We start from the raw sequence: 24,330 nt of genomic DNA on the forward strand, positions 1-24,330 counted from the left end.
CTGTGGGGACACCTGTGTGTATCAGTCCGCCCGTTCTTTTCGCAGGAACCGGCGCAACCGCCGCAGTGGCCACGTGTTGATCACATCTTCCGAAGTGAGCCATCCACGTTGTGCCGCGCCGAGCCCGTAGCGGAGGTACGCGAGGTGGAGGACGGAGTGGGCATCGGTGTCGATGGCGAACTTCGCCCCGTGACTCCTGGCCAGGAGGATGTCCTCGTCGCCCAGGTCGAGGCGGTCGGGCTGGGCGTTGATCTCCAGTGCGGTGCCCGTGCGGGCGCAGGCGGCGAACACCTCGTCGAGGTCGGCATCGATGCCTGGCCGTTTGCCGATCAGACGGGTGGTGGGGTGGCCGATGACGTTGACGTCGGGGTTCTCGCAGGCGCGTACGAGCCGACGGGTCATCGCCTCCCGGCCGAGGTTGAAGTGGGAGTGCACCGAGGCCACGCAGATGTCGAAGCCTTGGAGGAACTCGCCGGGCCAGTCCACTTCCCCGTCCGGGCCGATGTTGAGCTCGATGCCGTGCAGCAGCCGCATCCCGTGCTGCCGGCCGTTCAATGACCGCACGAGTTCGCGCTGGGCAAGAACCTTCTCATCGGTCATGCGCTGCATGTACAGATTCGGTGCGTGGTCGGTGACCGCGTAGTACGCGTAGCCCCGCTCGGCGGCCGCTGCCACCATTTCCTCCAGCGGGGCGAGGCCGTCGGTGAGGTCGGTGTGGGTGTGCAGGTCACCGCGGATGTCCTGTTCGGTCACCACATCGGGCAGCTCGCCGCGCAGGCCGGCTTCGATCTCTCCTCGGTCCTCGCGCAGCGTGGGCGGGATCCAGGGCAGGCCGAGCCTGGCGTACACCTCGTCCTCGGAGCGGGAGGCAACCCGCTTTCCGCCCTCGGTTTCGAACAGTCCGTACTCGGAGAGCTTCAGCCCCAGGTGGACGGCGATCGTCCGGGTGCGGATGTTGTGCGCCTTCGAGCCGGTGAAGTACTGCAGGCCGGCGCCCCACGATTCCGGTCGCACCACGCGCAGGTCGACCTGGATGCCCTCGACTGTACGGATCGAGGTCTTCTTCCGGCCGCGTGCGATGACCTTGGCGGTGGAGCGCAGATCGGTGAGTGCGTCCATGAAGGGGGCAGACCGGTCGGCGGCGACGAGGATGTCGATGTCGCCGATGGTTTCCTTCATGCGGCGCAGCGATCCGGCGTACGCACAGTTTTCACAGCCGGTGATCCGGGAGAGTTCCGTGACGATGTCCTCGGCGGCCTCCGTGGCGGTGCTCAGCAGGATCCGCTCTCCGGCCTGCTGCATGAGGGCGATGCCGTGCAGGATGTTGTTCTCGGTCTTCTCTCCGAAGCCCTTCAGGTCGCGCAGCCTCTCCGCCTTGATGGCGTCGGCCAGCTCGCCGACCGAGGAGATGTGCAGATCCTCGTAGAGTGCCATCGCCTTCTTGGGGCCGAGAGTGGGGATGGTGATGAGCTGTCGTACCCCTGAGGGAATCCGGGCCCGCCTCTCCTCGACCACTGTGACCTTGCCGGTGCGGAAGTACTCGATGACCTTCTCGGCGATCGACCTGCCCACACCCGGGATCTCCTTCAGTCCCCTGACGTCGAGGTGGGAGACATCGGCGGGGTAGCCGCCGATCGCGCGGGCGGCCTTCTCGTAGGCGCGTGCTTTGAACGCGTCGCCTCCGGTGATGGCGATGAGGTCCGCGTACTCCTGAAGGAGTGCCTCGACCTCCTCATTGGGCCGGACCACGTCTCACAGTCTAGGAACCGACCCGTCCGACATGCCAGTTGAGGGCATGTGCCCGGCGGCACTGCGACAGAAAGGAGGCCGTCGCACCTCGGCGTGCCCCCAGGCCCCTCCAGCGCGCGAAGCCATGGGCCCGGGGGTGTACCGGCAGTCGGGAGGATTTGCGCAGCGACATCTGCGGCGTGAGCGTGACCGACGATGACGTGGTGCGCACACCGCGTAGCACTCCCGATGCGTCGGCCTGGCCGAGGCCCGTGCCCCGGAGGTCGTCCCCACAGGTGGCGGTGTCCCTCGGTGCCCACCGTTTCGCCTGGCTCTGTACGTGGGATCGACACCGGGTGTCGACGATGCCGCGGCCCGGTGCCACCGATTTCTTCTGGAAACGAAAGGGGTCCTTTCCATGGCGGTGGGGGCTGGGAACCGCCCCCACCGCCATGCATGCCTCAGGCCTGAGAGATCTCGACATGGTGCGGCTTGGCCGCTTGCGCCTTGGGCACGGTGACGGTCAGTACCCCGTCGGCCAGCGTCGCCGTGACCTTTTCGGCTTTGAGGTCCGTCGGCAGCAGCGTCCGGTACTCGAAATGCCCGGTGCGCCGCGTACTGTGGCGCAGGGCGCCCTCGCGCTCACATTCTTTGTACTCCCCAGTGATGCACATTTCCCGGTCGCTGATCTCGATGTCGATGTCCTGACGCTCGATCCCGGGCAGCTCCGCCTCGACCACGTAGGCATCGTCTGTCTCGTGCAGGTCGGCCAGGGGCGACCATGCCCCGGCGGAGGGCTCGGTGCCGACGGCTCCCAGGAAGCGGGTCATCCGCTCGAAGAGGTCATCGAACTCGGCGGCGGTCGGCTCGCCCCAGCCCAGCGAGGGGAACGGCCGTTCCAGGAGACGGCCGGGCCTGCGGTGTACGACGGGAAGACCCATCGCGGTTCACCTCCGCAAAATGACGATTCGGCTACACCTCCATGCTGCGTGGCTGCCGATCGCCTCGCGAATCGGGCAAGCACCGATGTATCGCACGAAGGTCGCCGAGGCAATCCGGTCCCGGGGCCGGAACGTGGGCTGCCGCACTCGTTCGAGCCGACCGCCGTGACGTCGCCGGTCCACAGTTCCTCGGTGAGAGGTGAGAGAAGCGCAGTTCATCACCTCGAAAGTGCTCGTGGACCCCGGACAGGTCCCGTCGGGCACGGCCTCACGCGTGCCTGCCCGCGTAACAGGCACCAGCGAAGGGGTGAGGATGGAGGTACGGGGCGCGCGCGTCGCCCACGTGTTCCTCCGGGACGAGGAGGTCGGATCGTGTTCTTCATGGATCGTCGTGATGCCGGCCGGCAACTGGCCGCCCGGCTGGCGCACCTCAAGGGGGCTGAGGTGGTGGTGCTCGGCCTGCCCCGTGGAGGGGTTCCGGTCGCCGCGGAGGTCGCCGAGGCACTGGGCGCGCCGCTGGATGTCTGTCTGGTGCGGAAGCTGGGCGTGCCCTTCCAGCCGGAGCTGGGAATGGGAGCGATCGGCGAGGGCGGGGTACGCGTGATCAACGATGACGTGGTCCGCACGGCGCGCATCACCCCGGATGAGCTGGCCGAGGTCGAGGCTCGTGAGCGGGAGGTGCTGGAGAGCCGTGCTCAGCGGTACCGGGGCGGGAGGGAACCGATCGGGCTGGAAGGCCGTACGGCGCTGATGATCGACGACGGGGTGGCCACGGGGTCCACAGCGCGCGCGGCCTGCCGCATCGCCCGCGCCCGCGGGGCTGCACGGATCGTGCTCGCCATCCCCGTGGCACCTCACGACTGGACCGCACGGCTCGGTGAGGAGGCCGACGAACTGCTGTGCCTGCACACCCCGCGGAACTTCTTCGCGGTCGGACAGTTCTACACAATCGACTTCTCCCAGGTCGACGACGATGAGGTTGTCGCCTGTCTGGAAGCAGCGGCCGCCCGCCCGGTGAGCACCCGCCGGACCGAGTCGCGTCACACCGTGCCCGAGGATCGGGAAGTGGACGTGCAGGCCGGTGCGGTGCTGCTGCGCGGGCAACTGACGGTGCCCGAGGGTGCGGGCGGGATCGTGGTGTTCGCGCACGGCAGTGGCAGCAGTCGGCACAGCCCGCGCAACCGGTTCGTGGCCGCCGGACTGAATCGGGCCGGGCTGGGCACCCTGCTGTTCGACCTGCTCACCGAGGAGGAAGAGAGCGACCGGGCCAACGTGTTCGACACCGGACTGCTGGCCCGGCGACTGACGGACGCCACCGGCTGGTTGCCAGGACAGCCGGAGACCGAAGGGCTCGCTGTCGCGTACTTCGGCGCCAGCACCGGCGCGGCAGCCGCGTTGTGGGCAGCCGCCGAGCCAGGTGCGCGGATCGCCGCTGTCGTCTCGCGGGGCGGCAGGCCCGACCTGGCGGGGCCACGACTACCGGCGGTGACGGCGCCCACGCTGCTGATCGTCGGGGGCCACGACCAGATGGTGCTCGACCTCAATCGCGAGGCACAGGCTCGGTTGCGCTGCGAGAGCCGGCTCGCGGTCGTCCCCGGCGCCACCCACCTCTTCGAGGAACCCGGTGCCCTGGAGAAGGTCACCGATCTGGCCCGTGACTGGTTCACCGATCATATGGCCCCGGATTCTCATGGGGCGGCCTGAGGCCGAACGCGTGCTCAGGTCACAGGCGGCTCTCAGGCGGGACGAGGGGCATGTGCGGCCCCGCTGTGGCCATCGGTGCAGCGGTGGAACACGGGAGGCCGGAGGCCGTGCTCGGGAGCGCGGCCCGATGGTCGTGCAGGATTCAACAGGCAGAGGTTGGCCGCAAGTGGCAGCGCCGCCCGCCCGAGCGCTGGGCGATGGTTGCGGCCGCAGGCGCAACCGCGTGGGCGACGACCCCTGGCGAGGCCGCGTCGCGCCGGGACGGCGTGCCCATGCGAGTCCCTCGGCGAGTGGTCCGAGGGCCAGTGCGGGCAGAAGAAGCCACCGGGGCTACTTGTGTCGGCTGCGGCTGTGCAGTGGCAGAGCGGCAAGTGCGAGCAGAATGGCAAGTCCGAGCAGCACGATCGCCTCGGGCACGGGTTGCTTGGCGCGCCAGAGCTGGACCGGCAGCCCGACCCAGGGCACGCGCAATCGTGCGACGCCTTGGAGTGCCGTGGGCCGTAACGGGGTGGAGTCCGGTGCGGAGTTGGCGTCACCTTTGGTGATCAGGTCGTTGTTGGGAAGTACCTGGTAGACCCGATGGGTGAGCAGCTGGCCGGGCCGGGTGGGATCCTGGGCCAGCACGATCTGGCCCACTGCCGGTGTGCGGTCGTGCGGTGGCGGCTGGTAGAGAACGACATCGCCCGGCATGAGAGCGGGACGCATGGAGCCGGACTGCACCACACCCGCTGTCCAGCCCAGCGCCACCACGGGCAGTTGCGCCCACACCAGCAGCCCAACCACCGAGCCGAGCACGGTACGTGAGATGACCGAGGTGACCACGCGGATCGGGTGCGGGGCGCCCTTTGCCGAGGGCCGGCGGAGCGTGCTGACGGCCAGGTCACTTGGGGGAGTCACTTGTGTTCCCGCGCTTCCCAGGTGAAGGACACCTCGTTGGTGTCCACGCTTTGCGAGCTGTTGGGTGCGCTCCGGCTGAACTCCCACGCGAAGCGGAAGCTCAGCGAATTGGGTGGCTTGCCGGGCAGGGTCCAGGGGCCCACGCCGGTTCGGAAGTCGGTGTGCAGGGCGATGAACTCGTCCAGGGTGCCGTCGAACGCATTGCTCTGCGGAGTGAAGCCGTTGCAGTCTCCGAAGGTGCCGCCGCTGCCTACCTCGATTTTGAGGTTGATGAAGGATTGGAAGTTGCTGGGCCAGTTCGGTGAGTTGCTGTACAGCTTGAGCGCGGTGGGAAAGTCGGCGTTCGACTTGATCCTGATGCAGTTGGAGCCTCTGTCGCCAGGCCGCATGTTGTCGATACGGAACATGGGCACCGTGCTGTCGTTGGCCAGCCCCGCCGAGCCGGCGGTCCATGTGTTGCCGCTGTTGCTGCTGGTCCCACTCCAGTCGGCGTTGGTGGCACCCCAGACCAGAGCACCGCTGAGCAGTAACCCGAACGGAACGGGAACCACCTGGGCCAGCACGCTCAGCCAGGGACGCGCCATTGCCCACTCCGTTCAATTTCGTCGCAATTGCAGCATATTGTCCCCTTGTCCTGCATGCGGCGGTGCCGCTCCGTGTCGTAATCCGGATCCGATGAAGGCCCGATCCCCCGAGGAGGGTCGGGAACCGGAAACGAGGCGTCCGTCCCCGTGCCAGGTCGGCGGCGATCCGTGGCGTCTGCGCTACCGGCCCCACTCCATCACTGTCTCCTTCTCCGAGGCCGACTTGCACGGGTTCACCTCTCTGAACTGCGAAACCCGCCGCACATCCACTCCGAGCGAGGGGCGCACTGTCATGACATCGCGACTGATGACCACTAGCGACCACTGTCGGCCGAACGAGGTAACGCAGCCCACGTCGGCCAACGGTGCTTGGTCAGGTCGGACGTGGTGGTGCGTGCCTTCGGGGTTCGGTGCGGCGCCGGGGCGCGTGACTCCGGACGAGAGTCGTTCGCGCGGAAGGAGCGGCGTCGGTGGGCGCAGGTCTGCCTGCGGGGGCTGCTGACGACGGTGCGCGAGGCTGCCCGCGTCGTGCTCGCTGTCCCCGCGGGACCGCTTGATCGGGCCGTGCGGTGCCGCGCGGAGGGCGACGAACTGGTCTGCTTGCACACTCGGTTGGCGCGGTATCCACGGAGGGGACCGCGAGTGGGGGCGTCCTTGTGGTGGGCTGCCGCGCCTGGGGCCGTCGGTCGGCGGTTTCCTGCCGACGTCAGACGGTCTGCGGTATGCGGGAGGGGAAGGGGCGTCCGTCGAGCGTCCAGTGCGGGTCGGGCGCGATGCCCAGGGCGGCGTAGACGTGGGCGGCGACATCGGCGTGGCGGAGGCCGTCCGGTGTGGTGGAAGGGGTGATACCGGGGCTGTTCGCGGCGATCCAGGCGGTGCGCTCCGATGTGCTGCGCCCGCCGTGGCCGCCTTCGTCGCGGTGGCCGTGGTCGGTCACCGCGATGACGGTCCACTCCTCGGACCGGGCGTCGGGACGTCCGCGTACGGCGGTGAGGAGCTGCCCGAGTCGTCGGTCGGCGGTCTCGATCGCGTGCCGGTACTCGGGGCCGCAGCCGAGGTAGTGGGCGGTCTCGTCGACGGCGCCGAGGTAGACGAAGGAGGCGTCCAGGTCTTCGCCGGAGCTGAGAACCCTTACGGCTTCGTCGGTCACGCTCTGATCGCACTCCTCCCAGGCCTGCGGGGTGTCCTCGCGCGGGGCGATGTAGGCGAGCCTGCTCGGGGCCGCGAAGACCGGGCCGCCCTGCCGAGCCAGGAACAGGGGTTCCCAACCGCCGACCGCGAAGGTCCGCAGCCCGTGCTCGGCGGCCAGCCGGGTGGTGAAGTCGGGGAACACCCCGAGCCGGTTTCCGGTGAAGTTGTTGCCCCAGACTCCGTGCTTGGCCACGCCGACACCGGTGACGATCGTGGTCCAGCAGGGGCCCGACATGGTCGGTGTGTCGTCGTCGATGTGGACGGGCGCGAGGAAGCCGGCGTTCGCGATTTCGTCGAGGTTGGGGGTGTCCAGCAGGGGCAACAGGTCGAGGCGGACGCCGTCGATGCCGACGACCAGAACTCGGGGTGTGGGCATGTTCTCGGTTCCTTCGTGAGTCGGGGCAGAAGAGGGCCGGGGGGTCAGATGATCCGGCGCAGCCGGATCAGGCGGCTGGCGTAGTCGCCGGCGGGCAGCCCCAGGTCGATGCCCCGCCGGGTCAGGACGGCGCCGCTGTGGGCGGTGCCCTCGTCGATGTCGAGGTAGCGGGCCGCGGGGTCCAGGGCGGGTAGGGCGAGCCCGGGGGGCTGGTGGCCGAAGCGGGCTGCGGGGCGCCAGGCAAGGACGGCGTGTTCGGTGCCGTCCTGGGATGCGTAGTGCACGGCTGTCACTCCACCGAGGCCGTGCAGGCGGTGCTGGCGGCCGTGCTGGACCAAGGGGCGGATCTGCTTGTAGCGGACGACGAGCGCGGTGGCCTCGTCGAGCTCCTCCTCGGACCAGGCGGTGAGGTCTCCGCCGAGGCCGAGGGCTCCGGCCATGGCGACGTGGAAGCGGAACCGGAGAGGGGTGGTGCGGCCGGTGGTGACGTTGGGGTTGTCGGTCACCCAGGCGGCCATGGCCTGGGCGGGGAAGAGCTGGCTGAAGCCGTGCTGGATGCTGATCCGGTCGACGGGATCGGTGTTGTCGGAAGTCCAGGCCTGGTCGGTGCGGGCAAGGATACCGAGGTCGGCTCGTCCGCCGCCGCCCGCGCAGGCCTCGATGCGAAGGCCGGGGTGGTCGGAGCGGAGGCGGTCCATGATCCGGTAGACGGCGCGGGTGTGGTCGATCCACAGCCGGTCGGGATCCGGGTGGCCGGCCCATCCGGCTTCGGTGACGGCTCGGTTGGCATCCCACTTGAGCCAGTCGACGTCGTGGTCGCGCACCAACTGGTCCAGGGTCCGGTGGGCCCAGGCCTCGACGTCGGGGCGGGCGAAGTTCAGCATGAGCTGGTTGCGCAGTTCGGTGGCGTCCCGAGTCGCTGCGTGGATGACCCAGTCGGGATGGGCACGGTAGAGGTCGCTGTCGCGGTTGACCATTTCCGGCTCCACCCACAGTCCGAAGGCCATGCCCAGGCGGTGCACCTCGTCGGCCAGTGGGCGCAACCCGTCGGGGAACGCCTCGGGCCGGGGTGTCCAGTCGCCGAGGCCCGCCCTGTCGCCGGTACGGCCGCCGAACCATCCGTCGTCCAGGACGAAGAGTTCGGCGCCCAGACGTGCGGCCAGCCGGGCCAGGTGCAGCTGGCCGGGCCGGCCGACGTCGAAGCCGGTGGCTTCCCACGAGTTGTAGACGACGGGCCGGTCGTGGTCGGGGGAGGGCAGGACGCTGGAGCGGATGTGGGTGTGCCAGGCGCGGCTGGCGGCACCGAAGCCGCCGGGGGTGTAGAGGCCGGCGAAGACGGGTGTGTGCAGGCTCTGGCCGGGCCGGATGGTCCAGCCGATTCCTTCGTGGCCGAAGCCGCCGGTCCAGGTGGTGCGGCCGACCGGGTCGCGGTGCACGGTGATGCGCCAGCTTCCGCTCCACGCCAGGGCGGTGCTCCAGACCTCGCCGTGTTCCTCGTCGGCGGTGCCGTCGTCGAGGGCGAGCCAGGGGTTGGCGTGGTGGCCGGTGACGCCGCGGCGGCTGGTGAGCACGGTCTCGGCGACCGGGAGCCGGTCCCGGTGCAGCTGGAACTCGCTGTTCCAGCCCCCCACGAGGTGGCTGAGCCGGTAGTCGGGCAGTGCCGGTACCGCCCAGGAGGCCGAGTCCAGCCGGTCCACGGTGACCGGACCCGAATCGTCGGCTCCGGTGTGGGTGAGTTCCACCCAGCGCTCGATGACGTCACTGCCGGGGCGGACGCGATAGCACAGTACGGCGGCCAACGGGTAGTGGCGGTCGGCCAGGTGCAGGCGAAGCTCCCCGTCCCGGACCGTGTGCCCGGCGAAGGACCACTGGGCGCCGCGGGTGCCGTCGGCGAACCGCACTTGGAGGCCGGCCGGCCCGAACCGCGCGCCGGTCTGCGGGGCCAATTCGTCCGGGGCGGGGTCTGCCTCGAAGCTGCTCGCGGCAGGTGAGGTGGCCGCGGGCAGTCCGCCGAGGACGTCGGTGTCGAGCACTTCCCCCCAGTGCAGATGCCGGGGGCTGCCGTCGGCGCCGATGCGTACGGCATAGACGCTGTGCGGGGTCCGCAGGACCGCTAGTCCGCGGGCGGGGTCGAACGAAACGGATGAGGGCGTGGGAGGCACAGGAGGTCCCGAGGGGTGTCGAGCGTCGGTGAGGACGGGCGGCCGGCCATGGCGAACAACAGTGGAAGCGCCCGGAGTTGGGCCAGAGCGTAGGACTGCCCGGGCGGGAAAATCAATACTGGACGAAGTTATTTATTTGCCGGTAGGTTACCGCCGTGTTTCCAAACCACTCGCGGCCACTTGTCACCGCACCGGCCGAAACCGCCATCCTCGCCCTGCTGTTGGCCGAGAGCCCGCTCAGCCGGGTGGAGCTGGCCCGGCGGACGGGCCTCTCCTCGACCGCCGTGACCAAGGCCGCGCGACCACTCATCGATGATGGTTACCTGCACGAGCTGCCCCCGGAGCGCACCGCTCCAGGGGCCGGGCGCCCCGTGAACCCGCTGGCCGTCACTCCCGACCGGGAGTTCGTCGTCGGTGTGAAGATCAGTGCCGACACCCTCTTCGGCGCGGTCTGCGACCTGCGGGCCCGGATGCGCACCACCGCCAGCCGACCGTTGGGCGACCGCGACCCGGCCGCGGTGTGCGGGCTACTGGCCGACCTCGTCGCCGAACTTCTCGACGCCGACCCCAAGTACCGTTCCCGCACCCGACACTTGGGCATCGCGGTCTCCGGCGACGTGGACCGCCCCCGCGGTCGTGTCCGCTACTCCGTGCTCCCCAGCTGGCGCGACGTGCCGCTGGCCGACACCGTTGCCGCGGCGACCGGCCTGACCGTCACCGTGGAGAACGACGTCAAGGCCATCACCACCGCCGAGCACTGGTTCGGCGAGGGCATCGGTACCGAGTACTTCGCGCTGGTCACCATCGGGGCCGGGATAGGCTCCGGGATCGTCATCAACGGTGAGCTGGTCGCCGGCGCCTACGGCGTCGCCGGAGAGATGGGGCACATCAGCATCGACCCGGCCGGGCCGCGGTGCCACTGCGGTCAGGTCGGCTGCGTCGAGGCCATCGCCTCCAGCGACGCAGTCCTCGCCGCCATCCGCAGCGCCACCGACGACCCGGACCTGGACTTCGACGGCGCCGTTCAGCTCGCCCGTGGTGGAGACCCCGCCGCGCAGGGCGCCTTCGCGAGGGCGGGCCACGCCATCGGCGTCGGCATAGCCACCCTCGTGAACCTCGTAGGTCCTGAGCGCGTCGTCGTCACCGGCGAGGGGCTCGACACCTACGACCTTTTCGGAATGCACATCAAGGACGCCTATGCCGCGCACTGCTTCAAAGCAGCGGCCAAATGCCCGCTGACCCTGCGTCCACTCCCCTGGGAGGAGTGGGCCCGCGGAGCCGCCGTCGTCGGCATCCAGGCCCTCTTCCCCTGAGCGAGCGTCACCGTCCCGATCGCCGGGCCAAGCTTCCGGCGCGGCCGATGTCCGTCACCGTCTGCCAACTGTGAATCCCGGACACCGGCTGCGCCGGACAACAACACGTACCCCCACCCTCTCAACCTGAAGGATGCGAAGTGAGCGCACAGAGAGCCCAGCTTAGCCGCAGAGGATTCCTCGGCGGATCCGTTCTGTTCGTCGCCGGAGCGGCGGTCGGCTGCAGTACCGACCCGGCCGGCGGGTCCTCCTCCGGGGCGAAGACCACCCTGAACCTCTGGTCCCACGCCTACGGCGAGGCCGGCACCCAGCAGGCGCTCACCCGTTATGCCAAGGCGTTCACCAAGGCCAACCCGGACATCGCGGTCAAGGTCACCTGGACCCCTGGCGACTACTCCGCCAAGCTCTACGCGACTCTGCTCACCGACGCCGCCCCGGACGTCTTCGAGATAGGCGACTTCAGCGAGAGCCTCGCCCGGCACGGCCAGATAGCCCAGTTGGACGACATCTATGGCAGCGCCAAATCCGACTTCAACCAGGGCGCCCGCGACATGGTGACCGTCGACGGCAAGCTCTACGGCGTCAAGACGCTCGACGACGTCATGATGCTCTACTACCGCAAGAGCGCGCTGTCCAAGGCCGGCATCACCCCGCCCGACAGCTTCGACGCGCTCGCCGCCGCGGCCAAGGCCCTGACCTCCAAGAAGACCAAGGGCCTGTTCGTCGGCCAGGACGGCCTGGGCGACAGCGCCATCCTCGCCGTGTTCTCCAACGGCGGCGACCTGGTCGCCGACGGCAAGGCGGCCTTCGGCTCCCCGCAGGCAATCGAGGCCGTGGCCGGGCTCAAGCGCCTTCACGACGACCATTCCCTGCTGCTCGGATTCACCACCGACTGGTGGGATCCCTCCGCCCTCGCCCAGAACGTCGTCCCGATGCAGTGGGGCGGCCTCTGGTCGATGCCCGCCATCAAGACCGCGCTCGGCGACGACTTCGGCGTCCTGCCCTGGCCCGCCTTCAAGGCCGGGGGCAAGCCCGTGGTGCGCGTCGGTGGCTGGAGCACCTGCGTCAACGCCAAGGGCAAGAACGTGGACGCGGCCAAGAAGTTCGTCCAGTGGCTCTGGATCCAGCAGACCGACCTCCAGACGGACTGGTCGCAGAGCTACGGCCTCCACATCCCCCCGCGCACGTCCGTCGCCGCCTCCGCCGACAAGCTCACCCAGGGTCCGGCCAAGGAGACCGTCGAGCTGGCCGCCAAGTACGGCAGGAACAACCCCAGCACCTGGAACAGCGCCGTGAGCAGCCTCTTCACCGCGGCCGCGGCGAAGATCGTCAGCGGGAAGGGCGATGCGGCCCAGCTCCTGGCCGACGCGGCCAAGAAGGCCCAGGGCGAGATCGACAAGCAGCGCGCGTGATGAAGTCCGCACCTCCTGCCACGCTTCACCACGAGCGTGCCGAGTGCCCCGCAGCCGAGCTGCGGGGCACCGCCCCCACGCACCGTCCCCGCCCGGACCGGCGTGCCTGGGGAGCGTTCGCACTGCTCGCCGGACCCCTGCTGATCGGCCTGGCCCTCTTCAAGTACGTCGCCATCGGCTGGAGCTTTCTGCTCAGCCTCAGTGAGGCCCGCGGCACCATCGCTCTGGGGCACTGGGTCGGCCTGGACAACTACCAGGCGCTGCTCACCGATGCGGTGTTCCGCAAGTCGCTCGTCCAGATCCTGCTGTTCACGGTGTTCATCGTGCCGGTGACGTTCGCCGCCTCGCTGGGACTGGCGCTGCTGGTTAACCGGATCCGGCGCGGCCGGGCCGTGCTGCGCACCGCCTTCCTGATCCCGGCCGCGGTCTCCTACGTCGCAGCCTCCCTCCTGTGGAAGATGTGTCTGTTCAACGGGCTGCCGGGCGGCGTCGCCAACACGATCGGCGGATGGTTCGGCATGGATGCCCAACCGTGGCTGCAGACCACCTCGCCGCCGCTGTACTGGGTCGTTCTCGTCACCCTCCGCCTCTGGCTCCAGGTCGGCTTCTACATGGTGCTCTTCCTGGCCGGGCTCCAGGGCATTCCCAAGGAGATGTACGAGGCCGCCGCCCTTGACGGCGCCACCGGTCTGCGCCTGCTGCGCAGGATCACCCTGCCGATGCTGCGCAACACCTCGGTGGCCGTCCTGATGCTGCAGTTCATTGCCGCGTTCCAGGCGTTCGACGAGTTCTACAACCTGTTCAACAGCGGTCTGTCCGGGGCGGCGTCCGCCCCGGTCCGAACCCCGCTGGGCTATCTCTACGACACCGCGATGGGCGCCCAGAACTACGGACTCGGATCGGCCGGAGCCTTCTTGCTCACCGCCCTCATCGTCGTTGTGACCCTGGTCCAGGGCCGGCTCACCGGCTTCGGCAAGGGGGAGGAATGAGCAACATGGCAACCACACGAGAACTGCCGCAGGTACTGCGCCGGTCCGTGCGCGGCGTGCTGGCCGGCCTGCTGACGGCAGTGTTCCTGGCACCCTTCTACCTGATGCTGCGCAACGCGCTGATGGACACGCAGGACCTGACGTCACCGCACTGGACGTGGTGGCCGTCGACCATGCACTGGGAGAACTTCACCTCGCTCTTCAGCGACCCCACCCTGCACATGGGCCAGGCCCTCGGCAACTCGTTGCTGATCGCCGCGATCACCGCCCCGGTGTCGACGGTTCTCGCCTCGGCCGCCGGGTACGCTCTCGCGCGGATCCCGGTGCCCGGACGCGGCGTCCTGCTCGCCCTGGTGGTGGCCACGCTGATGATCCCCGGCTCGGTGACGTTCGTGCCCACCTTCGTCGTCGTGGGCTCCATGGGTGGGGTCAACACTCTGTGGGGAATCATCGCACCCGGGCTGTTCAACCCCTTCGCCGTCCTGCTCTTCCGTAACTTCTACCTCCAGTTCCCCACCGAGATCGAGGAAGCCGGACGCCTGGACGGGCTCGGCTGGCTCGGCCTCTACCGCCGGATCGCGTTGCCGTCGTCCGGAGCGATGCTCGCCTCGCTCGGCGCACTCGCCTTCATCGACAGCTGGAACGCCTTTCTGTGGCCACTGGTCATCGGCCAGGACCCGTCCGCGTGGACGGCCCAGATCGCCCTGTCGACGTTCCTCACCTCACAGACCATCAACCTGCCCGGACTGTTCGCCGGAGCCGTCGTGACCATCACACCGCTGGTGGCCATGTTCCTGGTCGCCCAGCGCTACATCGTCGAAGGCATCGCCACCAGCGGCCTCAAGGGTTGAGCCGCTCCTGACTCCGGACCGCCGGTCCGGGCCGCACCACCTGAAGATCCGCCCCACCCTCACCCCACCCCTGGAGGGGACAATCATGAGATCCGACAGGTCGACTCCCACCGTCAGGAAATTTTTCTCCCGAATCCTGCCATCCACGGCGGTCGCGGTTACTCTCGCCCTCGCGGCAACCTCCGCTTCCGCCGCAGCTCCCCCCAGCGCCACCACCACTGCCACCACCACTCCGATGACCGGGCCGCAGTTGGCAGCCTCCTGGACGGGACCACTGAGTACCCGCGGGCGGTACATCGTCGACGCCAACGGCAGCCGCTTCAAGCTGAAGGCCGGCAACTGGGCGGGCGCCCAGGGCACCTGGGAAGGCAGCGGAGATGTCAACGACCCCGCGAACCACCAGGCGGACCAGATGTCGCACAACATCCCGCTGGGCCTGGACCGCGCGTCGATGACGCAGATCATGGCCGACTTCCACGAGCTCGGGCTGAACAGCATCCGCCTGCCGTTCGCCAACGCGATGATGCGCGACACCACGGTCGTACCGGACTCCGCGGTCGCGGCCAACCCGCAGCTGAAGGGCAAGACCCCGCTGCAGGTGTACGACGCGGTGGTGGCGGCCCTGACCGCCGACGGGTTCGCGGTCATCCTCAACAACCACACCACCACCTACCGCTTCTGCTGCGGCCTGGACGGCAACGAGCGCTGGAACAGCGGCCAGTCCGCCGAGCAGTGGCAGGAGGACTGGCTCTTCCTGGTGAACCGCTACAAGGCGAACAAGCGTGTCGTCGGCGCCGACCTGCGCAACGAGATCCGCCGCGACACCTGGGACGACCCCAACTGGGGCTGGGGTGACGACCACGACGCCTACGCGGCCTTCGAGCTGGCGGGCACCCGCATCCTGGCGGCCGACCCCGACATGCTGGTCATCATGGAGGGCATCAACTGGTACGGCATCCCGCTGGACGGGCTCAACTACGGCAGGCCGATGCTGACCCCGGTCCGTGAACTCTCCAACACCCTGATCGCCTCGGGGAAGCTGGTCTACGCCGCGCACTTCTACGGCTACACCGGCCCGAACTATACGGGTGCCGGCAGCGGACCGGGGCACACCAACGACTGGCCGTACGAGGACTTCCCGCTCGACAAGCTGAAGCAACTGGTGCACGACGAGGCCCTGTTCGTCACCCAGTCCGGCCAGCACTTCACCGCCCCGGTCTGGATCAGCGAGTTCGGTGCCGGCGGCCGGGGGTCAAACGACACCAAGGAAAAGACCTGGTTCGACAACTTCACCGACATCCTGGTCGAGAACGACACCGACTTCGCCATCTGGCCGCTGGTCGGATGGACCGGCGCCAACGGCGCTCCGCAGGACAACTGGGCCCTGATCTCCTACGACGCCGCCGGTAAGCGTCAGAGCCTCAGCGACCCCGGTGACTGGCGGTCCGCCGACTGGAACAAGCTGGTCAACGCCTCTGGCGTCTCCGGTCCGGTCGCACAGGTCGACCACTGGAACATGCTCAACCTCGACTTCCGGGACCACAACGTCTCCTCCCGCATGCTCGCCCAGAGCGACTGGAGCCCCGGCTACCGCAAGGGCAACTGCCCGGACAGCCAGCGCCTGGTCGGCCTCGGCCGCAGCGACAGGCGCGGCCTGTGCACCGACGCGAACCAGCCCGCCAAGGGAGCCGGTGCCTGGGTGGCCGTCCATGACGAGCGCTACGTCACCCACGGCGACTGGGCCTCGGGCTACAGCAAACTCCAGTGCCCCGACAACACCTTCGCCGTCGGGTACAGCGTCAACGGCAAATCGATGGCCGGCCTGCTCTGCGCGCCGTCCGCCGCGCGGCTGCCGCTGAACGGACGCAACGTCTGGTTCGATCACGGCGACAACCGCCCCGCCACGGGCGGCTCGGTCGGAAGCGACTGGGCCCCCGGCTACTACAAGGGTCAGTGCACCGACAACGAGTACGTCGCCGGCGTTGCTTTCACCTGGCAGCGGAACAACGGCGGTGTCCCCGACGTACTGCTCTGCCGTCCGCTGAGCTGACCCATCCCCATCGGTTCCATCAGTTCCATCATCGAGGAGACCACGGCCATGCCACGACTCGAGGTTGCCGCAGACGGCTTCCGTCTCGACGACCGACCGCTGCGGATCATCTCCGGCGGGCTGCACTACTTCCGGATCCATCCGGAACAGTGGGCCGACCGGCTTCGCAAGGCGCGGCTGATGGGACTGAACACGATCGAGACCTACGTCCCATGGAACCTTCATTCGCCCCATCCGGGTGAGTTCCGGATGGACGCAGGTCTCGATCTTCCCCGGTTCCTCGACTTGGCCGCCGCCGAAGACCTGCATGTGCTGCTCCGCCCCGGACCGTACATCTGCGCCGAGTGGGAGGGCGGCGGCCTGCCCTCCTGGCTGCTCGCCGACGAGGACATCGAACTGCGCAGCCGCGACCCGCGCTATCTGAAGGCGGTGGACGGCTACCTCGGCGCCCTGCTGCCGTCCGTCCTTCCCTACCTCTGCACGCACGGCGGCCCGATCCTCGCCGTCCAGCTGGAGAACGAATACGGCGCGTACGGCGACGACTCCGCCTACCTGGAGAAATTGGCGGAGCTGCTGCACCGGCACGGAATCGACGTGCCGCTGTTCACCTGCGACCAGCCCTCCGACCTGGGGCGCGGTGGCCTCGACGGCGTCCTGCGCACCGTCAATCTCGGCAGCCGGGTGGACGCCGGGCTCGCCGAACTGCGCAGGCATCAGCCGTCCGGGCCGCTGATGTGCAGCGAGTTCTGGATCGGCTGGTTCGACCGCTGGGGCGGCACCCATGTCACCCGCAGTACGGCCGACGCCGCGGCGGACCTCGACCGGCTGCTGGCGGCCGGTGCCTCGGTCAACATCTACATGTTCCACGGCGGTACCAACTTCGGTTTCACCAACGGCGCCAACGACAAGGGCACGTACCGCGCCACCGTCACGTCGTACGACTACGACGCGCCTCTGGACGAGGCCGGTGACCCCGCCCCCAAATACGCCGCCTTCCGCGAGGTCATCGCCCGGTACGCGCCCGTCCCCGAGGAACCGGTACCCGCCCCCGCACCCAAGCTCGCCCCGGCCGTCGCCGAACTCACCGCATGCGCAAGCCTTCTGGACCAGCGCGAGCGACTCGGCAGCGCGGTGCACGCCGACCGCCCGCAGCTCATGGAACAGCTCGGCCAGTCCTTCGGATTCATCCTCTACGAGACGGTGCTCCCGGCAGCCGGGCCAGCCGTCCTCCGCGTCGCCGAGGTGCACGATCGCGCCCAGGTCTTCGTCGACGGCCAGCCGGTCGGCGTCCTGGAACGCGAGAATCATGAGCACACCCTCGCCTTCCACACCCCCCGGCGCGGCGCGCAGTTGGCCGTGCTGGTGGAGAACCAGGGCAGGGTCAACTACGGGCGGGGCATGCACGACCGCAAGGGGCTGCTCGGCGAGGTCACCGTCAACGCATCGGCCCCGGACGGCTGGTACAGCCGGCCGCTGCCTCTCGACGATCTGGGCCGGCTGTCCTTCACCACGTTCGATTCCGCCTCGCCCCCGGTCGGCCCCACGTTCCACCGCGGTCACCTGGACATCGAGCAGCCTGCCGACGGCTACATCGCCCTGGACGGCTGGACCAAGGGCCACGTCTGGATCAACGGCTTCGCACTCGGCCGGTACTGGTCCCGAGGACCGCAGACCACTCTCCATGTCCCCGCACCGATCCTGAACGCCGGCCGGAACGAGATCACGGTCCTCGAACTGCACGGCTCCACCACCCGCACGGTGGAACTGCGGGGCACTCCCGATCTGGGCCCCATCGAGGACTGACGTCCGCGACACCGGACAGCACGCTGCAACCGGGTTGGACCGACCGGCCACGCCGAAACGAACCTCCAGAGGAACGAGCATGCCCCGGCGCGAGCTTCGAGCCGGCCGCGAACATCATGGTGTGGTGGGCGGAATGACGTCCCCGTCCCCGCACCACTCCTGACGGCCGGCCGTCAGGCCGCAACAAGATCACCGTCCTCCACCGACGACAGAGGAATCCATGCACAGCAAGCGACGCCTCACCGAGCAGCGGCTCGACCGGGTGCTGAACCAGCGCATCAGGCCCGCGGTCCACTCCCGTTCCGTCCCGGTCGAGATGGCGATCTGGAGCGTGCCGGGCGAGCCGGTCCCCGTGGCCGACGGCCTGGCCGCACCGTACGAACCCGTGACTCTCGGGCACCGGTGGGGGCCACCCTGGTCCACGAGCTGGTTCAGGATCAGCGGCAGGGTTCCCGAGGAGTGGGCCGGACTGCGGGTCGAGGCGGTCATCGACCTCGGCTTCGACGTCACCGGCGCGGGCTTCTCCACCGAGGGCCTGGTCTACCGGGCGGACGGCAGCGTGGTGAAAGCCCTCAATCCCCGCAACGCCTATGTCCCGGTCGCCGCCCCGGCGGTCGGCGGCGAGGATTTCACCTACTACGTCGAGGCCGCCGCCAACCCCAACCTGGTCGATGACCACATCCCGACCCGGGCCGGGGACCAACCCTCCTGGATGACGGGAGTCGGACCCGAGAGCGCACCTTTGTACCAGCTGCTCCGACTGGAGTTGGCGGTCTTCGACGCGCAGGTGTGGGAACTCGCCCACGACCTGGACGTCCTCGGGGGGCTCATGCGCGAGCTGCCCGAGGCCGACCCACGCCGCTGGCAGCTCCTGCACACCATCGAGCGGGCCCTGGACGCAGTCGACCTGCAGGACATCACCGGCAGCGCCACCGCGGCCCGCGAGGTGCTGCGCCCGGCGTTCACCGCCCCCGCGGCCGCCAGCGCCCACCGCGTGTCCGCCGTCGGGCATGCCCACATCGACACCGCCTGGCTGTGGCCGCTGCGCGAGACCGTCCGTAAGGTCGCCAGGACGCTCTCCAACGTCACCCATCTCATGGACGACCACCCGGGCTTCCTCTTCGCCATGTCCCAGGCCCAGCAGCTGGCCTGGCTCAAGGAGTACCGTCCCGAGGTTTACGGCCGGGTCCAGGAGAAGGCGAAGAAGGGGCAGTTCCTCCCCGTCGGCAGCCTGTGGGTGGAACCCGACACCAACATCACCGGCGGCGAGGCCCTCGCCCGGCAGTTGATCCATGGAAAGCGCTTCTACCTCGACGAGTTCGGCGTCGAGACCGAGGAGATGTGGCTGCCCGACACCTTCGGCTACAACGCGGCCATGCCGCAGCTGATGAAACTGGCCGGGGTCCGGTGGTTCCTCACCCAGAAGATCTCCTGGAACACCACCAACAAGTTCCCGCACCACACCTTCTGGTGGGAGGGCATCGACGGTACCAGGATCTTCAGCCACTTCCCGCCGGTCGACACCTACAACGCCGAGATCACCGGCGCCGAACTCGCCCATGCCGTCAGCAATTTCCAGGACAAGGAGGCGGCCAACAGCTCGCTGCTCCCGTTCGGCTACGGAGACGGCGGCGGCGGCCCCACCCGGGAGATGCTGGCCCGGGCCGAGCGCCTTGTCGACCTGGAGGGATCGGCCAGGGTCGTCATCGAGAGCCCCGCGGACTTCTTCGAGCGGGCACACGCCGAATACCCCGACGCGCCGGTGTGGCAGGGGGAGCTGTACCTGGAGTTCCACCGTGGCACGCTGACCAGCCAGCTGAGGACCAAGCAGGGCAACCGGCGCAGCGAACACCTGCTGCGAGAGGCCGAGTTGTGGTCGGCGACAGCCGCCGTGCGCACCGGATTCCCGTACCCCTACCAGGCCCTGGACCGGCTGTGGAAGACGGTCCTGCTGCACCAGTTCCACGACATCCTGCCCGGATCCTCCATCGCCTGGGTGCACCGGGAGGCGGAGCAGGCCTACGCCGCCGTCACCGCCGAGCTGCGCGCGATCACGGACGCCGCCCAGCGCGCCCTGGCCGGCGAAGGCAACCTGCTCGTGGTCTTCAACTCCGCTCCGTTCGCCCGTGACGGCGTCCCCGCCCTCGGGGCCGCGATCCGGACCCGGCCGCCGGGCCGACCCGTCGCCCCGGCCCCCTGCGGGGACGGCTTCGTGCTGGACAACGGTCTGGTCCGCGTCCGGATCGATGCTCAGGGGCTGGTGACCTCGGCGTACGACATAGGGGCCGACCGCGAAGCGCTGGCCCCCGGCACCGCTGCCAACCTCCTGCAGCTGCACCAGGACTTCCCCAACGAGTACGACGCCTGGGACATCGACGCCTTCTACCGCAACACCGTTCACAACCTCCGCGACGCCGACTCGGTCAGGGCAGAGGAAGGCGGTGTACGGATCGTGCGGACCTTCGGTGACTCCCGCATCGAACAGCTGGTCTCCCTGTCCAATGGCTCCCGACGCCTGGACATCGACACCGAGATCGACTGGCACGAGAAGGAGAAGCTCCTCAAGGCCGCCTTCCCGTGCGATGTGCGGGCCGACCACTCCAGTGCGGAGATTCCCTTCGGACACGTCCGGCGCCCCACCCACACCAACACCAGTTGGGACGCCGCCAAGTTCGAGATCTGCGCCCATCGCTTCCTGCACCTCGGCGAACGGGGGTGGGGCGCGGCTGTGGTCAACGATTCGACCTACGGGCACGAGGTCACCCGAGACGTCCGCGCCGACGGCGGCACCACCACCACTGTCCGGCTCTCCCTGCTCCGCGCTCCCCGCTTCCCCGACCCGGATGCCGACCAGGGCCACCACCGCCTGCGCTACGGGTTCGTCATCGGCGCCGACATCGCCGACGCCGTCCGCGAGGGCTACGCGTTCAACCAGCCCGAGCGCAGCCTCCCCGGCTCGGCCGAGGTCCCACCGCTCGTGACCGCGGACAACGAGGCCGTCGTCATCGAGACGGTCAAGCTTGCCGACGACCGTTCCGGCGACATCGTCGTACGCCTCTACGAGGCCCACGGCGGACGCGCCCGAACTCTCCTGACCGCCGGTTTCCCGCTGGCGTCGGCGGCCGAGACCGATCTGCTGGAGCGCGAACTCGACCCGCGCGAGAACGTGGACGCCGTACGAGCGGACGGCGGAAGGGTGCTCCTGGCACTCCGCCCGTTCCAGATCCTCACTCTTCGGCTGAGGCCTCGGAGGAGTGACTGACCGAAACCCTCCGGGACGGGCCGTCTCCACCGCCCGCAGCATGCTGGTGGGATCTCACCCCGCGAGGGCGAGCGGTATCCCGGAGACTGAGCAATCCTGTCGGAGCCGTCGGAGCCGTCGGAGCCGTCGGAGCCGTCGGAGCCGGCCCGAACCCGCGTGCCCGCTACCGGTGCCGGTGCCGGTGCCGGAAGCGTCCAACGCACCACCCCGACGAGGGCGCCGCCTTGAGGAACGCCTTCACCGGGACGACCTCACCGATGTATTCCTACGAAGCACTCAAGTCGCTCATCCCCATGGGCGGTTGAGCCGTCGCGGGGCTCCGAGCAGCCGTGATCCTTGATTCACTCCATCTGCTTCACCATGTCGGCCATGGGCCCGGGGTCACCGACCTTACGAGTGATCAGTCAACCCACGAACAAAAAGGTAGGACTGCCGTGCCTGCACTCCCCGCCGCCGTCCTGTTCGACATGGACGGCACGCTGGTCGACACCGAGCACCTCTGGCTCCAGACCACCGCCGAACTCGCCGCCGGCCTCGGCCACACCCTCACCGAGGAGGACCTGCCCGAGGTGCTCGGCCGCGCCGTCGACCACACTGCCGCCCACCTGTGCCGCATGACCCGGACCAGTTTCACTGTGGATGCCTTGGCCGAACGCCTCAACGACGTGTTCAGCAGCAAGGTCGCCGTCGAGGTCGTCGCCCGGCCCGGCGCACTGGCGCTGCTCGCCGAACTGAGCGACACCGGCGTGCCTACCGCGCTGGTCTCGTCCTCCCCCCGCCACGTAGTAGACCTGGTCCTCGACAGCCTCGGCGACCACTGGTTCACCGTCACCCTCGCCGCCGAGGACACCGAGCGCACCAAGCCCGACCCCGCCCCCTACCTGGCCGCCGCCGATCGGCTCGGGCTGGACCCTGCCGCCTGCGTGGCCGTCGAGGACACTCCCACCGGGGTCGCCTCCGCGCGCGCCGCCGGCTGCTCGGTGCTGGCCGTTCCCTCCATCGTGCCGATCGCCAGGGCCGACCGGATCACCCTGCTGGACAGCCTCGAACAGGCCGACCTGGCGCTGCTCTCCGCGCTGACCGGGCCGGCGAAGCCGACCGCCTGATGCCGTCACCCGCCGCCCGGGACAGCCCGCGTCGGTGCCCCGGACGGTGGGTTCGCGGATGAATTCCGCAGCTGGGTGGTCGTCTCATCCCTGTTGTTCGGCCCCTACGCCGCGAGTGGGCCGAACAGCCGCGGCCCCTCAGGTGGACGCCCGGCAGCAGATCGATCCGGTGGCAGACTGGCGAGCACTCTTTCCTGCGCTCGATTCTATCGTCGCAATACTTGATTCGATCGTGTAGATCCTTCATTGCGCTTGAAACGAATACATGAAATGCCGTTCACGCAGAGGAGAGAGGTGCTTCATGGACGATATCGACTCGACAGGGCTGTCCTGCGGGAGCTGCAGATCGACGCGCCGGGCCCGGCGGCGGCATGGGCGCGCGGACACAAGTGGTCCGAACGCGCGAGGGTCAGTAGGTGCGGGCGACGCTGCCGCCTGGGCGCGGAGGCGCGCGACGAGCGGCGGAAGTCTCCCGGAGCACCGATTTGATTTGAGCCACCCCGGGGCCGGTCGGTCCCCGCGCGACCCCGGAAGGCCCCTGTGACCAGGCCGCTCGGCCGTCCCATTGTGAGATTGCTGTCCTCCGGATCCGTGAGAGAGGTGCCGCGATGAAACCCGGCGTCCCGGCCGTTCCCGAGACCTACGCGCTGCTGGCCGACGGAGGCTGCGCTTTGGCGAGGTCATGACCGGCGTGCTCGTCCAGCCGATCGCCCCTCGGGGCACCGAACTGCTGGCCGGGGTCGTCCAGACGAGGTCTTCGGGGCGCTCGTTCGGAGGTACCACGAACGAGCTGTCGGAAGGCCGACGCCCTCCCTGTGACACCGTGGCGGCGCTCGCGAACAAGAAGGAGGCGATCATGCAGGAGCAGGAGCAGGAGCAGGAGCAGGAGCAGGAGCAGGAGCAGGAGCAGGAGCAGGAGCAGGAGCAGCGGGCGGTCCATGGTGAGCAGGAGGTCTTGGCGCGGACGGTCGCCGTTGTGATGCACGCCGCTTTGGTCACGATCGATGTCGACGAAACCGTGCTCGTGGCCTGGGAGTTGCTGGAGCGATCGGGATTCCGTCACCTTCCGGTCGTGCATGCGGACGGTCGCTGTGCCGGTCTGCTGGACAAGGCCGACGTGGCGGTCGTCTGTGCGGCACCGGCCGCCTCGCTGTCCGGCCTGCGCGTGGGTGACCTCCTGCCCGCCCACAGGTCGGCGCTCGTCCATGTCGAGCAGACCGTACGTCACGCAGCCGACATCATGAGTTATGCCGACGCCGACGCACTGCCGGTGCTGGAGGAGGACGGGCGTCTCGCCGGGGTGCTGACCGCAGCCGACATCGTCGCGGCCCTCGTCGGCCGTCCGGTACGGGAGGAACCCGCCGACAGGGGGGCGCGGGCCCCGTCCACGGTGTTGCCCGGGCTCCCGCCCCGGCGGGGCTACCGTGGCACGGCGGTGCCCTGAGTGGCCACCTATGAGCTGTCGAGGTGACACCTGGCATCGGCTGTCCTGGTGTCACCTGACAGAGCCGCTGTGAGGGGGCTGGCGGCCGTGTCCGCTCCAGCTGTTCTCCGCCGGCCCTTGCGGCCTGCAGGCGGATCGTGGGAGGCGTTACGGCCTGGTTCGCGTTGGAGAGTGGATCAGGCCGTCAGTGTCGCGGCGGGTACGGCTCACCGGGCTCAGCGGCATCCGGACCAGCCGGGTTCCGGGGCACCCTGGTCGTGCTGCAAACCGGGGGCACCTGGGAACACTTGCCGCAGGAGCTCGGATTCGGTCGAGGATCCTTGCCGAAAACTTCCTGCCGCGCGGAACACCGTCGAGGTCACCGTATGCAACAGCGTGGTGGACGTCAGTGGCCGGATGGTGGAAGCCGATGTCCCGCGGCTGCTCGCGGAGGTCGAGAACATCGACGACGTGACCGAAGTGATCGATCACCTCAACCCTGTCAGAGGGTGGCGCAGGAGTCCCGACTCCGTCGGCG

16 protein-coding genes are annotated in these 24,330 nt (G+C 69.1%); 10 read left to right on the forward strand and 6 right to left on the reverse strand.

The genetic code is table 11. The features are described from left to right. Positions 1-21: 21 nt before the first annotated feature. Both polX and ACIQCZ_RS11160 read right to left on the reverse strand, forming a co-directional pair. Complete coding sequence (gene polX / locus ACIQCZ_RS11155; RefSeq protein ID WP_402281457.1) at positions 22-1,749, reverse strand: DNA polymerase/3'-5' exonuclease PolX; 1,728 nt, start codon at positions 1,747-1,749, stop codon at positions 22-24. Between the two features lie 440 nt (positions 1,750-2,189). Further along, positions 2,190-2,669, reverse strand: coding sequence for an Hsp20/alpha crystallin family protein (locus tag ACIQCZ_RS11160; RefSeq protein WP_402281459.1), 480 nt, complete (start codon positions 2,667-2,669; stop codon positions 2,190-2,192). A 372-nt stretch (positions 2,670-3,041) separates the two neighbouring features. On the opposite strand from ACIQCZ_RS11160, the gene ACIQCZ_RS11165 reads away from it, so the two are divergent. Then, positions 3,042-4,373: a phosphoribosyltransferase family protein gene (locus ACIQCZ_RS11165; protein WP_402281461.1), complete on the forward strand. Its 1,332-nt coding sequence runs from the start codon at positions 3,042-3,044 to the stop codon at positions 4,371-4,373. 330 nt (positions 4,374-4,703) lie between these two features. Here ACIQCZ_RS11165 and ACIQCZ_RS11170 read toward each other — a convergent pair whose 3' ends face one another. The 4 genes from ACIQCZ_RS11170 to ACIQCZ_RS11185 form a co-directional block, all read right to left on the reverse strand. Continuing rightward, positions 4,704-5,270: a signal peptidase I gene (locus tag ACIQCZ_RS11170; protein ID WP_402281463.1), complete on the reverse strand. Its 567-nt coding sequence runs from the start codon at positions 5,268-5,270 to the stop codon at positions 4,704-4,706. Further along, positions 5,267-5,854, reverse strand: coding sequence for a hypothetical protein (locus ACIQCZ_RS11175; RefSeq protein WP_402281464.1), 588 nt, complete (start codon positions 5,852-5,854; stop codon positions 5,267-5,269). The genes ACIQCZ_RS11170 and ACIQCZ_RS11175 overlap by 4 nt, the downstream gene beginning before the upstream one ends. A 706-nt stretch (positions 5,855-6,560) precedes the next feature. Beyond that, positions 6,561-7,421, reverse strand: coding sequence for an alkaline phosphatase family protein (locus tag ACIQCZ_RS11180; RefSeq protein WP_402281465.1), 861 nt, complete (start codon positions 7,419-7,421; stop codon positions 6,561-6,563). Positions 7,422-7,465: 44 nt separating this feature from the next. After that, the gene (locus ACIQCZ_RS11185) at positions 7,466-9,583 is read right to left on the reverse strand and encodes an alpha-galactosidase (protein WP_402281467.1); all 2,118 of its coding nucleotides are present in this window, start codon (positions 9,581-9,583) and stop codon (positions 7,466-7,468) included. A gap of 155 nt (positions 9,584-9,738) precedes the next feature. Here ACIQCZ_RS11185 and ACIQCZ_RS11190 point away from each other — a divergent pair, with 155 nt between their 5' ends. From ACIQCZ_RS11190 to ACIQCZ_RS11230, 9 genes are all read left to right on the forward strand, one after another. Beyond that, on the forward strand, positions 9,739-10,896 hold the full coding sequence (locus ACIQCZ_RS11190) for an ROK family protein (protein WP_402281468.1): 1,158 nt from the start codon (positions 9,739-9,741) through the stop codon (positions 10,894-10,896). 140 nt (positions 10,897-11,036) lie between these two features. Beyond that, entirely contained in the window at positions 11,037-12,308 is a 1,272-nt protein-coding gene (locus tag ACIQCZ_RS11195) for an ABC transporter substrate-binding protein (RefSeq protein ID WP_402281470.1), read from the forward strand. After that, positions 12,308-13,297 (forward strand): carbohydrate ABC transporter permease, encoded by a 990-nt coding sequence (locus ACIQCZ_RS11200; protein WP_402281471.1) that lies wholly within the window; start codon positions 12,308-12,310, stop codon positions 13,295-13,297. Before ACIQCZ_RS11195 ends, ACIQCZ_RS11200 begins: the two co-directional genes overlap by 1 nt. 5 nt (positions 13,298-13,302) lie before the next feature. Next, positions 13,303-14,148: a carbohydrate ABC transporter permease gene (locus ACIQCZ_RS11205; RefSeq protein WP_376292306.1), complete on the forward strand. Its 846-nt coding sequence runs from the start codon at positions 13,303-13,305 to the stop codon at positions 14,146-14,148. A 235-nt stretch (positions 14,149-14,383) separates the two neighbouring features. Continuing rightward, positions 14,384-16,198, forward strand: coding sequence for a glycoside hydrolase family 5 protein (locus ACIQCZ_RS11210; RefSeq protein WP_402281473.1), 1,815 nt, complete (start codon positions 14,384-14,386; stop codon positions 16,196-16,198). Positions 16,199-16,246: 48 nt separating this feature from the next. Further along, a complete protein-coding gene (locus tag ACIQCZ_RS11215; RefSeq protein ID WP_402281475.1) occupies positions 16,247-18,001 on the forward strand; it encodes a glycoside hydrolase family 35 protein in 1,755 nt (584 codons plus the stop codon). 220 nt (positions 18,002-18,221) lie between these two features. Continuing rightward, positions 18,222-21,263, forward strand: a complete 3,042-nt coding sequence (locus ACIQCZ_RS11220; protein ID WP_402281477.1) for an alpha-mannosidase — start codon at positions 18,222-18,224, stop codon at positions 21,261-21,263. Between the two features lie 434 nt (positions 21,264-21,697). Then, entirely contained in the window at positions 21,698-22,369 is a 672-nt protein-coding gene (locus ACIQCZ_RS11225) for an HAD family hydrolase (RefSeq protein ID WP_402281479.1), read from the forward strand. A gap of 856 nt (positions 22,370-23,225) precedes the next feature. Further along, positions 23,226-23,813, forward strand: coding sequence for an HPP family protein (locus ACIQCZ_RS11230; protein WP_402281481.1), 588 nt, complete (start codon positions 23,226-23,228; stop codon positions 23,811-23,813). The last annotated feature ends 517 nt before the right edge of the window (positions 23,814-24,330 follow it).

This window comes from Streptomyces sp. NPDC093149, from assembly GCF_044754145.1.
In the GTDB taxonomy this organism is placed as follows: Bacteria; Actinomycetota; Actinomycetes; order Streptomycetales; family Streptomycetaceae; genus Streptomyces.